Source organism: Deltaproteobacteria bacterium (assembly GCA_016210005.1).
In the GTDB taxonomy this organism is placed as follows: Bacteria; Desulfobacterota; Binatia; order HRBIN30; family JACQVA1; genus JACQVA1.
In genome coordinates, this window is sequence record JACQVA010000073.1 from 1 (window position 1) to 13,905 (window position 13,905).

The following is a 13,905-nucleotide window of genomic DNA, read 5'->3' on the forward strand; positions in this document are numbered from 1 at the left end:
CCCTAACATCTCACGTCACCGTGTCCAGCGAACACTTCTCGGGCAGGATCAGCCTATTGTGGGGAGTTGCGCTCGGGTTCTTTGCTGTGGTGAATGGCCCAAGGACAGCAAGGACAGCAAGGACAGCAAGGACAGCAAGGAGAGCAAGGACCGGAGGCAAGGATAGCCAAGGGCCTCAATGTACGCTGGTGAGATCATTGCCGAAGGGCTGCTCGGGGCCACTGGGTTGGCGTGGGCGGAGGGAACTCTCTGGATCACGGCGGGCGGCCCGGGCCGGTTGTTGCGCTGGACCGAAGCGCACGGGCTGGCAGAGGTGGCTGGCCTCGGCGGCGCACCCGGCGGCGTTGCGCTCGGCGGCGACGGCGCGATCTACATCGCCCAGAGCGGCGGCGAGCGCACGCCCGCCGCCATTGTGCGCGTAAGCGCCGGCGGAACCGTGTCGGTGCTGGCAACTTCGGTGGCGGGCATGACGCTCGAGGCCCCCGCCGATCTCGCCTTCGGGCCCGATGGCCGGCTGTACTTCACCGATACGCGTGGGCCGGCGAAACCGGCGGTCAACACACTGGCGGGCCGCATCTTCGCCTACGAGCTCGATAGCGGCGAGGGCACGTTGATTCGCCGTCTCGGGCCGGTCTGTCCCGCCGGCATCGGCTTTTCGGGCGAAGGCGAGCTCTACTGGAGCGAAGTCTTCACCCGGCGCTTGATGCGAGTCGGCCCGGAGGGGCCCGAGGTCGCAGCTGAGCTGCCCGAGTACCACACTCCGGCGGGCTTCTGTTTCGGCAGCGACGGCCGGCTTTACACCGCCGCGCGCTACGCTCACTGCGTCGCCGTGATCGAGGACGGCTACGTGGTCCGACGCTTCGAGTGCAGCCGCGGCTTGGTCACCAATTGTTGCATCGGCGGCACTAGCCTGTACGTGGCGGAAGCCGAGTTCGGCCGGCTGTGGCGCTTCGATGCCGGCGTCACCGGCCTGCCGTTGCTGCGCGGGCACGGGCTCAGTGCGCGGGCTGTGTGACGATGCTGAGCCAGAACTCGTCGCGGGCGTTGACCAGCTTGATCAGCTGCTCGATATCGAAAGGCTTGGTCAGATAACCGACCGCGTGCGGCTGGAAGGCGGCCAGACGCTCGGCTTCCAGCTGCGAGGTGGTCAGCACGATCACCGGGATGTCGGCTAGTGCCGGGTCGCGCTTGATCTCGGCCAGCACCTCGCCACCGCTCTTGGTCGGCAGGTACCAGTCGAGCAGGATCAGCGTCGGGCGCGGCGCGGTGCTGAACTTCCCCTCTCGCCGCAAGAACGCCAGCGCCGCGTCGCCGTCGCTCAGCACGTAGAGCGGGTTGCGCAGCTTACACTCGCGCAAGCTTTCGTGCAGCAGGCGCACGTCGCCGGCACTGTCATCGACCAGCAGGATGTTGATCGGCTGGCCCGGTTGCGGCGGTGCGTGCCACAACTGCGCCCGCACGATCGCGAACCTCATGGCGCGCAGCAGCTTGGGGCCGCGCCGCTGCCACTTCACCACAAAGTCTTGTGCCCCCTCGCGCAGGGCGCTGACGGCGAGCTCGTCCTCATCGTGTGCCGTCAGCACCACCACCGGGATATTCGGCACCCGAGCGCGAAATGCCACCAATGTCGGCAGCCCCTGGCTGTCGGGCAAGTCGAGGTCGAGCAGCACGATGTCGAACTGGCCGGCGGCCAGCTCGCGGAACGCATGGCTGAGCCACTCCACGTGCGTCAGGGCGAAGCGGGTGTTCACCGCCTGTTCGAGGAACAGCCGCACCACCTCGACGTGCGGCATGTAGTCCTCCACCAGCAGCACGCGAGTGACGGGGTCGGGGCTCGGCGTGGTCGTCATGTCAGTCTCCTACTAGTTGGACGGTACCCCTCGCCCCGACCCTCTCCCCGCAAGACGATGCGGGGAGAGGGAGGCAGGGTCAGCAGCCGGGGGATGGCGCGGGTAGTTCGGTTATAGGGTAGGGAGTGCTTGGCGGAGCGAGAGGTCGGATTGTACCCCTCACCCCAGCCCTCTCCCCGCAAGGTGATGCGGGGAGAGGGAGGCGGATGGCGGAGTGGTGGCTGGGGGTAGTTGTCTCCTTCTCCGCCGACGTCTCCTCGCGAGCAGACGTGGGGACAGAGAGGCGCGCTTGGCACGCGCCCTCCGGCTCCCTCTCCCCGCATTATTTTGCGGGGAGAGGGTTGGGGTGAGGGGTTCATATTGATGCTTGCAGGCAAGTCGACGGGAGCCGTGGTCAGCGCGCGAGTGGCGGGGATGGCGCTCGGCGTAATCGTCATGGCCGCGCTCCGAACTCCAACTCCCGACCGCTGACCTCCACCGCATTCCCTCCGCTCAGGCCGCTTGGCGCTGGCTGCGTACGGGCAGCCGGACGCGAAAGGTCGAGCCTTGGCCCGGGACGCTTTCGGCGCTGATGGTGCCGCCGAGGGCATCGAGCATGCGCCGGGCGATGTACAGGCCCAGGCCGACGCCGCCGTAGCGCCGGGTCATGGCATGCTCGCCCTGGCGAAAGGGCTCGAAGATGATCGGGAAGACCTCGGGGGCAATGCCGATGCCGGTATCAGCCACTGCGATCTCGACGCCGCCTTCGCGGCCCGCAATGCTGACGGTGACGCCGCCCGCCGCGGTGAACTTGACCGCGTTGTCGATCAGGTTACGCAGCACCACCTTGAGCCGCTGCAGGTCGGTGACCAGCGGCGGCGTGTCCGCCGCCGCCTGCCACGAGAAACGCAGCAGCGGCTTGGCGGCGCGGAGCGCGGCAGTCTCCCCTTCCACCTGGCGCAGTAACTCGCCCGCCTGGGTTTCGCCGAAGCGGAGCGGCAGCCGGCCGCTTTCCAGCCGGCCGAGATCGAGGGTGGCATTGACCAGCCGCAACAGATCTTCGGCGCTGGCCTGCATCTGGCGCAGCACCTCGATCTGCTCGCCGCTGACCGGGCCGAAGCCCTCCGACTCCAGCAATTGGTTGTACCCCATGATCACATGCAGTGGAGTGCGCAGCTCGTGCGAGATGGTGGCAACGAAGTCCGACTTCAGCTGGTTGACCTGCTGCAGCTCCTCGGCCACGTAAGCGTTGGCGAGTGCGAGCGAGCCGAGTTGCGCGATGCCGGCGGCCAAACGCTGCTGCCGGGGCGTAAACGGCTGTGCCAGCAGCCGCCCGGCGGTGTGCAGGCCGATGATCTGTTCGCCCCGGCGCAGTGCGCCGCAGAGCAGCGCCCCGGCGCCACCCAACGGCGGCGGGGCCGCGCCGGTGCCAGCCGCCACCACCGCCTCGGTCTGTAGCCGTGCCAGCAAGCCCACCAACACCGCCGGTGCGATCCGGGTGACTTGCAGGGCCTGGAACTGCTCGGGGCTATCGCCGGCCCCGGCGGTGGCGACGTAGCCGCCGTGCTCGGGGCGCAGCTGGAAGGTGTGGCTGACATCGCACTGCAACAACTCGACGGTCAGCTGGCACAAGCGGTTGAGCAGCACCGGGGTGTCGAGGGAAGAGATCATCTCGCGCCCGACGCGGGCCAGGGCGGCGGTGACCTGAGCTTCCTCCTGTAATTGGGCGTGCAGCTGAGCGTTCTGTACCGCCGAGCCGGCGATGGTGGTGAGCAGGCCCAACGCCTTGCGTTCACCCGTGGTGAGGCCGCGCCGCGGTCTGCTGAAGTGCAGATGAATGGCGCCGGTCAGAGCGTTGCCGGCACGCATCGGCAGCAGCGCGCTGTCGGCCGGCGCGCCCTCTTCAAACGCAAGCAGCGGCTCGCCCAGCGCCCAGCGGCAGGGCCGGCCGCGGCTGCGTGCGACCCGCAACTCGCCGCCGCTCTCACCGGGAAGCAGAACACAGACGCCGTCGGCGCGAGCCTGCGCCAGCGCGGCCTCGGCTACCTGCTCGAGCACCGTGTCGAGGTCGAGGGTCTCGGCGATCGCGTGGCTGAGCTCGTAGATTGCCACCGCCTGTTGCAACTGCACATTCTCTTCGCGCAGCCGGCGCACGGCGACGGCGCGCGACAGCACCGGCAGGATCAGGCTGAGCTTGAAGGGCTTGAGCACGTAGTCGAAGGCGCCGCTCTTCATCGCCTCGAGGGCGCTCTGGATCGTGCCCTGCCCGGTCATGATGATGCCGGCCAGGTCGGGGGCGAGCGTGAGCGCCTCGCGCAAGAGCGCGATCCCGTCCATGCCCGGCATCATCAGGTCGCTGAGCACGGCGTCGAAAGGCCGCTCCCGCAGCGCCGCCAGCGCCGCCGCCCCCGAGTCACAGCCGGTGGTGTCGTAGCCCTGCGCACTGAGGGCGTCGGTCAGCGCCGCGAGCAACTCATGTTCGTCATCGACGACGAGAATGCGGCCCAGTGGTGGAACGTTGGGTGGCATGTGATCACCTAGATCTGCACGTGAACGCCGCCCGCGGCGGGGGCGAGCGGCAGCGTGGCCCGCACGGTCGTGCCTTGGCCGACCACGCTGTGGATATCGATGCGCCCGCCGTGCTCCTCGATGATGCGTTTGCAGATCGGCAGCCCTAAGCCGGTGCCCTTGCCTTCGGGTTTGGTGGTGAAGAACGGCTGCATCACCCGGGGCAGGTCGCCGGCGGCGATACCGCTGCCGGTGTCGGCGATTTCGATCACCAGGAGCGGCGGCTCGGCGCGCACCTCGAGGCGCAGCTTACCCCCCTGCGGCATGGCGTCGGCGGCGTTGGTTAAGAGGTTGAGCAGCACCTGGCGCAGTTGCTGGCGGTCGGCGTGAATCAGCGGAATGTCGGCGGGGCAGGCGCGCTCGACCGCGATGTTGCGTTTACGCAGGTGGTAGTGGATCAGATCCAAAGTCGCCGCCACTTCTTCGCAGAGGTTTAGGCTGGAGATCTGCTTGCCGGCGCGCCGGCTGAATTGCAGCAGGTTGGCCACCAGGCTGGCCATCCGTTCGACCTCTTGCGCGATGACGTTGAGCACGGCTTGTCGGGGATCGTCCGGCGCGCACTGCGCCAGCAGCGACTCGGTACGCAGCGTCACCGTTGCCAGCGGGTTATTGAGCTCGTGAGCGATACTGGCGGCCAGCTCGCCCATGGTGGCCAGCTTGGCGGTGAGCCAGAGCTGCTGCGACATGGCCGCCGCCTCATCGGTTTTGGCCTGTAGTGCCGCGGTGCGCTCGGCCACCTGTTGCTCCAGGGTCTCGTTGAGCAGGCGCAGCTGTGCCTCCGAGCGCGCCAGCGCCTGCGACTTGCGAGAGAGCTCGACCAACACCGCCACCTTCGCGCGCAGCACCTCGGGGATGAACGGCTTGGTCAGGTAATCGACCGCGCCGAGGGCGTAGCCCTTGAGCATGTGCGCCGAGTCGAGACTGACGGCGGTGAGGAAGATGATCGGGGTAGCGCGCGAGCGCTCGCGCTGGCGGATCAGCGCGGCGGTCTCGAAGCCGTCCATCTCGGGCATCATCACATCGAGCAGAATCACCGCGAAGTCGCGTGCCAGTACCTGGCGCAACGCCTCGCGCCCCGATTGCGCCTTCACCAGCTCGTAGCCTCGCTGGTGATCGAGCAGGGCCTCCAGCGCCAGCAAATTCTCCGGCCGGTCGTCGACCAGCAACAGGCTGACCGGTTCTTCGAAAGCGCCGGTGTCTTGTGCGGGCGGAATTTCGTCAGCGACGATCATGGTTGGCCTACGGGCCTACGGCAGCCACGGAGGGCTGCCGCCACCGGCTGTGCTCTGGGGCTGATAGGACTGTAGGGCAGGCTGTGCCTGCCGGATCGCGAGCGCCGTATCGAAACCCCTCACCCCAGCCCTCTCCCCGCAAGGTGATGCGGGGAGAGGGAGGCGGATCGAGGGAGAGGGAGGCGCGCTTGGCACGCTCTCTCCGGCTCCCTCTCCCCGCATCATTTCGCGGGGAGAGGGTCGGGGTGAGGGGGTTCATGATGCAGACGCCGTCGGGAAGTTGTAGGGCAGGCTGTGCCTGCCAGAGCCGAGCCCCTCACCCCTGCCCTCTCCCCGCAAGACGATGCGGGGAGAGGGAGCCGGATGCTGGAGTAATGCGTCGCGGTGGCCGTACGTTGCGCCTCCGGGAGCGCGAGCGCCGGCACCGAACCCCTCACCCTGACTCTCGCACCGCAACACGATACCGGGAGAAAGAGACGCGCTTAGCACGCTCCCTCCGCCTCCCTCTCCCCGCACTTCGCGGGGAGAGGGCTGGGGTGAGGGGCACATTTCAAGACTGGACCCGGCCGGGGATTCCAGGCAAAGGTCTTCCCCGAAAGTGCCAATCGCATGAAGAGCGACCCGCGAACGCGAAGTACGCGCGCGCGCTCCCGCGCACTGCGTCGCGAAGGCAGTGATGCTGAGGCTGCACTTTGGCGCCGGCTGCGCGCTCGCCGACTGGCCGGGGCTAAATTTCGCCGGCAGCATCCCATTGGTCCCTACTTCGCCGACTTCTGCTGCGTCGAGGCGCGGCTGGTTGTCGAGATCGATGGCGGACAACACGCCGCAGCGGCCGGGCGCGATGGCGCTCGAACCGCGTGCCTGGCGGCGCACGGCTTTCGCGTCATTCGATTCTGGAATCACGACGTCTTGGAGAAGACAGAGGCAGTGCTGCAAGCGATTGGGCTCGAGCTTGGGCGAGCGCTCGGGGCTGCGCGTCTTTGAACCCCTCACCCTGACCCTCTCCCCGCGCAACGATGCGGGGAGAGGGAACCTGATCGCGGGCAGGGGTTCTTGGAAGGAGCAACCGCTCACCGCAGCCCTCTCCCCGAGGACGGAGCGAGGGAGCGGAAAGAAGACGGGGCGAGGGAGCGGGGTGCATGCGAGGGTAGGGAGCAGAGTGGGAACGGGCAGAGGGAGCGGAGCGGTCCGAACCCCCTCTCCCCGCATCTTCTTGCGGGGAGAGGGTTGGGGTGAGGGGCTCCTTCTGACTGGTCCCGGTGCGCTCATTGCGCCAACCTCGCCAGGAACGGGCCGATCTCGATGAGCGGCAGGATCTCATCGACCTTGGTGGCGGCGATTGCGGCCGCGGGCATGATGGTGCCTTCGGCGGTGGCTGGGTCCTGCACGATGACCAGGCCGCCGTGGCGCTTGATGGTGGCCAGACCTTCAGCGCCATCGGAACTGTTGCCGGTGAGCACCACGCCGACAACGCGCTCACCGCAGCTGTCGGCCGCCGACTCGAACAGCACGTCGATCGACGGCAGAGCAAAGTTCACCGGCTCCTCGATCGAGAGCGCACAGTGACCACCCTCAATCAGCAAGTGATAGCCGGCCGGCGCCAGGTAGACGTGCCCGCGCTCGATCTCCTGCTTGTCCTCGGCCTCGACCACCGTCAGGCGGCAGTCTTGTTGCAACGCGGAGCCAAGACCGGCCTCGCTGTCCGCACTGCGGTGCAGCACCACGGCGATCGGCAACGGAAACCCCGCCGGCAGCGCCGGCAGCACCGCTTGCAGCGCGCGCGTGCCACCCAACGAGGCGCCGATGACCACGATAGCGGAGGGCGCGACCATCACTTCACCTTTCGAAAGATCTTCTCGCGGTCATCGAGGCTCTCGAAGCAGTCGGCGTAGGGCGTGAACTGCAACGTCTCCTTGCTGCCCAGCGCCAGGATGCCTTGCAGCGCCAGGCTTTCGTAGAGTAGCTTGTGCACGCGCTTTTGCAGCGACTGGTTGAAGTAGATCAGCACGTTGCGGCAGAGGATGACCTGGAACTCGTTGAAGGAGCGGTCGGTCACCAGGTTGTGCTCGGCCCAGACGATGTTCTGCTTGAGCGAGTCCTGGAAGATGGCGTGGTCGTAGCGCGCGCTGTAGTACTCCGAGAACGAGCGCTTGCCGCCGGCTTTCTGGTAGTTTTCGGTATAGCCCTGCATGGCCTTGAGTCGGAAGATGCCCGCCTTGCCCTTGTCCAGGCCGAGGGTGTTCATGTCGGTGGCGTAAAGGCGGCTGCGCTCGGAGAGGCCTTCTTCCTGCAGCAGGATGGCCATCGAGTAGACTTCCTCGCCCGCGGCGCAGCCGGCGTGCCAGATGCGCAGGCTCGGCTGGCTGCGCAAAAGCGGCACGACTCGTTGGCGAAAGGCGCAATAAAAGGTCGGGTCACGAAACATGGCCGTGACATCGATGGAGACCGTATGCAGAAAGCGCTGCATCGCCGCCGGGTCGTGCAGCACGCGGTCTTGCAACGCCGAGACGGTGTGGAGCTGCTCGTCGCGCATGCACTTGCGGATGCGGCGCTGCAGCGAGGCCGGCGCGTAGTCGCGGAAATCGTAGCCGTAGCGGCGAAAGATGCCCTCGAGGAAGAGCGAAAGCTCGATGTCTTCGACGCTGGTCTTGGCGATCTCAGCCATGCGCGTCAACTGGCGCGCTGGGCCCCGGTGGAACGTGATCTGCGCGCGCGTTCGGGGCGGGAGAGCGAGTCCGGCGTTTCGTGTTTTCATCCTGTCGTGCTTTCGTGATCATATTGCCACTCCTGTGTTCTGAAGGCTGAGTGCTGATCACCGACCACCGACACCGGCTCCAGGCTGAGAGTAAAGTAGAAGGTGGTTCCTGTGCCGGCGGCGCTCTCGGCCCAGACCCGGCCGCCGTGGCGCTGGATGACGCGTTGCACGGTGGCCAGGCCGACGCCGGTGCCTTCGAACTCGCTGGCCGCGTGCAAACGTTTGAAGGCCGTGAACAACTCGCCGGCATGCGCCATGTCGAAGCCGGCGCCGTTGTCGCGCACGAAGAAGACCACCTCGCGCTCCGAGCTGGAGGCGGTGAGCGGAAGTCGCCCGAACTCGATTCGTGCGGCCGGCTGTTTGCCGGTGTACTTCCAGGAGTTGCCCAGGAGATTCTCTAGCGCGATGCGCAGCAGCTGCTCGTCGCCTTGCGCGCTGAGCGCCGGCTCGATGTGGAACTCGGCCACACGCGCGGGCTGAGTCTGGCTCAAGTCGCGGGCGATGGCCGCGGCCAGCGCGCTGAGGTCGACGGTACGGCGCTGCAGCTCGGCCCGGCCCACGCGCCCGAGCTGGAGCAGGTCTTCGATCAGCTGGCGCATGCGCTCGGCAGCAAGGCGGGTGCGCTGCAAGTAGTGCTGCGCTTGTTCGTCCAACTGCGCACCGTACTCTTCGAGCAAGATGCGGCTGAAGCCGTCGATCGCCCGCAGCGGCGCACGCAGGTCGTGGGAGACGGTGTAAGAGAAGGCTTCCAACTCGCAGTTGGCGTCGGCTAGCTCGCGGTTGAGGCGCTCGCTTTCCCGCACGCGCTCGGCCAGGTCGCGATTGAGCGAATCGAGGCGGGCCCTTTGCGCGTTGATCTGTGCGCTCTTGCGAAACAGCTCGACGAACGCCGCCACTTTGGCACGCAAGACCGGCGCCGCCACCGGCGCCATGAGATAATCCACCGCCCCGACGGCGTAGCCTTTGTACTCGTGGCACGCGTCCGCATCAGTGGCGGTGGCGAAGATGATCGGGGTGTAGCGCGAGCGCTCGCGCCGGCGGATCAGAGCCGCGGTCTCAAAGCCGTTGAGGCCGGGCATGTGCACGTCCATCACGATCACGGCAAAGTCCTGCTGCAAGGCGCGGCGCAGCGCCTCCTCGCCGGAGCCGGCGGTGACCAGCTCGTAGCCCTGGCCCTCCAGCACCGCCAACATCGCCTGCAAGGTCGCCGGCCGGTCGTCGACCAGCAGGACGCGCGCGGGCAGGTCCGTGGTGCCGGCGTCAACTGCGGTATTGATGGCGGTCATGCTTGCTGGCCGAGTTCACTGGCCCCTCACGTGACCTCTCCCTGCGGGAGAGGAAACCCGGACCGACAACCAACAACCGAGAACTGACAACCGACAACTGACCACTGTTCTTCTCACCGGTACAGCCAGACGCGCAGCAGCGACAGCAGTTGATCGGTGTCGACGGGCTTGGCGATGTAGTCGGAGGCGCCGGCTTCGATGCATTTCTCGCGATCGCCTTTCATCGCTTTGGCGGTCAGGGCAATGATCGGCAGGTTCTTGAACTTGGGGTTCTTGCGGATCAAGCGCATGGTTTCGTAGCCGTCGAGTTCGGGCATCATGATGTCCATCAGCACCACGTCGATGCTCGGATTGGCTTCGAGCGTGGCGATGGCCTGCTTGCCGTTTTCGGCCGTCAGCACCTCCATCTTGTGACGTTCGAGCACGGTGGTGAGGGCGAAGATGTTGCGCACGTCGTCGTCGACCACCAGCACTTTGCGTTTCTCCAGCGGCGCATCGGTCTGGTAGAGCTTTTCGAGCACCCGCCGCTTCTGTTCCGGCAGATCGGAGGCGACGCGATGCAAGAAGAGCGCGGTTTCCGCCAGCAGGCGCTCGGGCGAGCGCACGCCCTTGACCACGATGCTTTGGGAGAGCGTATGCAGCCGGCCCTCTTCTCTCGGGCTCAGCTCCTTGCCGGTGTAAACGATGATCGGCAGCTCGCGCCAGGCGGGCGTGGCCTGGATCTCTTCGAGCAACTCGAAGCCGCACTTGACGTCCGGCAAGCCGAGGTCGATCACCGCGCAGTCGAAGTGCTGGGCTTTGAGTCGGCCGCGCGCCTCGTCCGCACTGCCGACGGCGGTGATGTGGACGTCGCCGTTGCCGATCAGCTCCACCATGCTCTCGCGCTGGCTGGTGTTGTCTTCGACGACCAGCAGGTTTTTGGTGCCGGATTCTAGGAAACTGCGGATGCGGCTGAAGGCGTCTTCGATTGCGGCTCGACTGACGGGCTTTTCGAGATAGGCGATCGCGCCGCGTTGCAGGCCGCGCTCGCGCTCGTCCTGCACGCTGATGATGTGGACGGGGATGTGACGGGTGCTCGGGTCGAGCTTCAAGCGATCGAGCACGGTCCAGCCGTCGATGTCGGGCAAGATGATGTCGAGGGTGATAGCGGCGGGTTGGAACTGCCGCGCCAGCGTCAGGCTCTCTTCGCCCTTGCTGGTGACAACGCCCTTGAAGCCATGCTCGCGGGCGGTGTCGAGGAGCACGCTGGCGAAGGTCGGGTCGTCCTCGACGATGAGGACGACCCGATCGCTGGCTTGGATGTGGGCGCGGTCATCGGCCGGCTCGGCCGCAGCCAGCGTTCGCGGCGGCGGAGCGGCGGATTCCGGCGGCACCCAGCGCTCGGCGCGCGGCGGCTCGGAGCTGCCGCCGCCGGCGGCCCTGGCCGCCAGCGCGGCCAGGCCGGCTTGCACTGCCCCTTCGAGGCGCGGGCGGCGGGCGCCCGGCGCCGGCGGGGTGTAGTTCGACGGCAAGTAGAAGGTGAAGGTGCTGCCTTGTCCGGGAGTGCTGGTCAAGCGGATCTCGCCGCCCAGCAGGTCGGCGATCGAGCGGCTGATCGCCAAGCCTAGGCCGGTGCCGCCGTACTTGCGGCTGGTGCTGCCGTCGGCCTGCTGGAACGTCTCGAAGATGATGCGCTGCTTTTCGGGTGCGATACCGATGCCGGTGTCGGTGATGGCGAACGCAATCACCTGTGAGGCGCGGTTGAGCACCGGATGATCGTCGCTCCAGCCGGTGGTGGCCGGCGCCATGCGCAGATTCACCTGGCCGCGCTCGGTGAACTTGAAGGCGTTGGAGAGCAGGTTCTTGATCACCTGCTGCAAGCGCTTGGCGTCGGTGAGGATGGCGCGCGGCAGGGCCTGGTCGAGGTCGATGGTGAACCCGAGGCCCTTGGTGTCGGCGACGTGGCGGAAGGTGCGATCGATATCGTCGCGCACGTCGCTGAAGTGGACTTCGGCGATATCGAGGGTAACGGTGCCGGACTCGATCTTGGAGAGATCGAGGATGTCGTTGATGAGGTTGAGCAGGTCGGTGCCGGAGGCATGGATGCTGGTGGCGAACTGGACCTCGCGCGTGGAGAGGTGGCCCTCGGGGTTATCTTCGAGCTGCTTGGCCAGGATCAGCAAGCTGTTGAGCGGGGTGCGCAGCTCGTGCGACATGTTGGCGAGGAACTCGGACTTGTACTTCGAGGTTATCGCCAACTGCTCGGCCTTGTCCTGCAACTCGCGCCGGGCGCGCTCGACCTCACGGTTCTTGCGCTCGACCTCGGCGTTCTGTTCGGTCAGCAAGCGCGCCTTCTCCTCCAACTCCTCGTTGGTCTGCTGCAGCTCTTCCTGCTGGCGTTGGAGTTCCTGCGCCATCGACTGCGACTGCTTGAGCAACTCCTCGGTGCGCATACCGGCCTGGATGGTGTTGAGCACGATGCCGATGCTCTCGGTGAGCTGATCGAGGAAGCTCAAGTGGATGTCGCTGAAGGCGTTGAAGGAGGCCAGCTCGACCACCGAGGTGACCTTGCCCTCGAACAGCACCGGCAGCACCACGATGTTGAGCGGCGTGGATTCGCCCAGGCCGGAAGTGATCTGGACGTAGTCGGGCGGGGCGTTGGTGATCAGGATGCGCTCTTTCTCCAACGCGCACTGGCCGACGAGGCCTTCGCCCAAGCGGAAGGTTTGCGCCAGGCTCTTGCGCTTCTTGTAGGCATAAGTCGCCAGCAGGTTGAGGCGCGGGTCGGGGGCCGGCGCGGCCGCCGCGGCGGCCCCTTCCTGGGCTTCCATCAGATAAAAGACGCCATGCTGGGCGGCGACCAGCGGGGCGAGCTCGGAGAGGATGGTTTTCGACACCGTCATCAGATCGCGCTGGCCCTGCAGCATGCGGGTAAACTTGGCGAGGTTGGTCTTGAGCCAGTCCTGCTCGACGTTCTTCTGGGTGGTGTCGCGCAGGTTGCCGATCATCTGGTTGACGTTGTCTTTCAACTCGGCCACCTCGCCCTGGGCTTCGACCGTGATCGAGCGGCTGAGGTCACCCTTAGTGACGGCGGTGGCGACCTCGGCGATGGCGCGCACCTGGTTGGTGAGGTTGGCGGCGAGTTGGTTGACGTTGTCGGTGAGGTCCTTCCAGGTACCGGCGGCGCCCGGCACGCGCGCCTGGCCGCCGAGTTTGCCCTCGACGCCGACCTCGCGCGCCACCGAGGTGACCTGGTCGGCGAAGGTGGCCAAGGTGTCGGTCATGTTGTTGATGGTGTCGGCGAGGGCGGCGATCTCACCCTTGGCCTGCACCGTGAGTTTCTGCTTGAGGTCACCAGTGGCTACCGCGGTGACCACTTTGGCGATGCCGCGCACCTGATCAGTGAGGTTGGCGGCCATGATGTTGACGTTGTCGGTGAGGTCCTTCCAGGTACCGGCGACGCCCCGCACCACCGCCTGGCCGCCGAGCCGGCCCTCGGTGCCGACCTCGCGGGCGACGCGGGTGACTTCCGAGGCGAACGAGCCGAGCTGATCGACCATGGTGTTGACGGTGTTCTTGAGCTCCAAAATTTCGCCCTTGGCATCGACGGTGATCTTGCGGGTCAAATCGCCGTTGGCCACCGCGGTGGTGACCTCGGCGATGTTGCGCACCTGGCCGGTCAGGTTGGCGGCCATGCCGTTGACGCTCTCGGTCAGGTCGCGCCAAGTGCCGGCGACGCCGCGCACCTGGGCTTGACCGCCGAGCTTGCCCTCGGTGCCGACCTCGCGGGCGACGCGGGTGACCTCGGCGGCGAAGGAGTTGAGCCGGTCGACCATGGCATTGATGGTGTTCTTGAGTTCGAGGATTTCGCCGCGGGCGTCGACGGTGATTTTACGGCTCAAGTCGCCGTTGGCGACCGCGGTGGTGACGTCGGCGATGTTGCGCACCTGGCCGGTCAAGTTGGCGGCCATGCCGTTGACACTGTCGGTGAGGTCGGCCCAGACCCCGCCCACCCCCGGCACCTGCGCCTGGCCGCCGAGTTTGCCGTCGGTGCCGACCTCGCGGGCGACGCGGGTGACCTCGGCGGCGAAGGAGTTGAGCCGGTCAGTCATGGCATTGATGGTGTTCTTGAGTTCGAGGATCTCGCCGCGGGCATCGACGGTGATCTTGCGGCTCAAGTCGCCGTTGGCGACCGCGGTGGTGACGTCGGCGATGTTGCGCACCTGGCCGGTCAAGTTGGCGGCCATGCCGTTGAC

9 protein-coding genes are annotated in these 13,905 nt (G+C 66.7%); 2 read left to right on the forward strand and 7 right to left on the reverse strand.

Features of this window, described 5'->3' with window-relative positions; genetic code table 11:
- Positions 1-178 precede the first annotated feature (178 nt).
- Entirely contained in the window at positions 179-1,015 is an 837-nt protein-coding gene (locus tag HY699_07590) for an SMP-30/gluconolactonase/LRE family protein (GenBank protein ID MBI4515661.1), read from the forward strand.
- Here the strand turns inward: HY699_07590 and HY699_07595 are convergent.
- The 3 genes from HY699_07595 to HY699_07605 all read right to left on the reverse strand — a co-directional run bounded on the left by HY699_07595 (position 996) and on the right by HY699_07605 (position 5,629).
- Positions 996-1,850, reverse strand: coding sequence for a response regulator (locus tag HY699_07595; GenBank protein MBI4515662.1), 855 nt, complete (start codon positions 1,848-1,850; stop codon positions 996-998). The two genes, HY699_07590 and HY699_07595, sit on opposite strands and share 20 nt — an antisense overlap.
- A 492-nt stretch (positions 1,851-2,342) precedes the next feature.
- Positions 2,343-4,358, reverse strand: a complete 2,016-nt coding sequence (locus HY699_07600) for a response regulator (protein ID MBI4515663.1) — start codon at positions 4,356-4,358, stop codon at positions 2,343-2,345.
- A gap of 8 nt (positions 4,359-4,366) precedes the next feature.
- On the reverse strand, positions 4,367-5,629 hold the full coding sequence (locus HY699_07605; GenBank protein ID MBI4515664.1) for a response regulator: 1,263 nt from the start codon (positions 5,627-5,629) through the stop codon (positions 4,367-4,369).
- Between the two features lie 609 nt (positions 5,630-6,238).
- On the opposite strand from HY699_07605, the gene HY699_07610 reads away from it, so the two are divergent.
- Positions 6,239-6,613 carry an endonuclease domain-containing protein gene (locus HY699_07610; protein ID MBI4515665.1) on the forward strand — a complete coding sequence of 125 codons (375 nt, stop codon included), beginning with the start codon at positions 6,239-6,241 and terminating at the stop codon, positions 6,611-6,613.
- 281 nt (positions 6,614-6,894) lie between these two features.
- On the opposite strand, the gene HY699_07615 is transcribed toward HY699_07610, so the two are convergent.
- From HY699_07615 to HY699_07630, 4 genes are all read right to left on the reverse strand, one after another.
- Positions 6,895-7,461 carry a chemotaxis protein CheB gene (locus HY699_07615; GenBank protein MBI4515666.1) on the reverse strand — a complete coding sequence of 189 codons (567 nt, stop codon included), beginning with the start codon at positions 7,459-7,461 and terminating at the stop codon, positions 6,895-6,897.
- On the reverse strand, positions 7,461-8,294 hold the full coding sequence (locus tag HY699_07620) for a protein-glutamate O-methyltransferase CheR (GenBank protein MBI4515667.1): 834 nt from the start codon (positions 8,292-8,294) through the stop codon (positions 7,461-7,463). Before HY699_07620 ends, HY699_07615 begins: the two co-directional genes overlap by 1 nt.
- A gap of 86 nt (positions 8,295-8,380) precedes the next feature.
- Positions 8,381-9,670, reverse strand: a complete 1,290-nt coding sequence (locus HY699_07625; GenBank protein ID MBI4515668.1) for a response regulator — start codon at positions 9,668-9,670, stop codon at positions 8,381-8,383.
- Positions 9,671-9,783: 113 nt separating this feature from the next.
- A partial coding sequence (locus HY699_07630) for a response regulator (protein MBI4515669.1) occupies positions 9,784-13,905 on the reverse strand: 4,122 nt, incomplete at its 5' end.

What these genes read in the sequence shown, in the direction of transcription:
- HY699_07615 (MBI4515666.1), bottom strand. Translation starts at nt 7,461, where the DNA reads ATGGTCGCGCCCTCCGCTATCGTGGTCATCGGCGCCTCGTTGGGTGGC.
- HY699_07595 (MBI4515662.1), bottom strand. Translation starts at nt 1,850, where the DNA reads ATGACGACCACGCCGAGCCCCGACCCCGTCACTCGCGTGCTGCTGGTG.
- HY699_07600 (MBI4515663.1), bottom strand. Translation starts at nt 4,358, where the DNA reads ATGCCACCCAACGTTCCACCACTGGGCCGCATTCTCGTCGTCGATGAC.
- HY699_07620 (MBI4515667.1), bottom strand. Translation starts at nt 8,294, where the DNA reads ATGGCTGAGATCGCCAAGACCAGCGTCGAAGACATCGAGCTTTCGCTC.
- HY699_07625 (MBI4515668.1), bottom strand. Translation starts at nt 9,670, where the DNA reads ATGACCGCCATCAATACCGCAGTTGACGCCGGCACCACGGACCTGCCC.
- HY699_07605 (MBI4515664.1), bottom strand. Translation starts at nt 5,629, where the DNA reads ATGATCGTCGCTGACGAAATTCCGCCCGCACAAGACACCGGCGCTTTC.
- HY699_07610 (MBI4515665.1), top strand. Translation starts at nt 6,239, where the DNA reads ATGAAGAGCGACCCGCGAACGCGAAGTACGCGCGCGCGCTCCCGCGCA.
- HY699_07590 (MBI4515661.1), top strand. Translation starts at nt 179, where the DNA reads ATGTACGCTGGTGAGATCATTGCCGAAGGGCTGCTCGGGGCCACTGGG.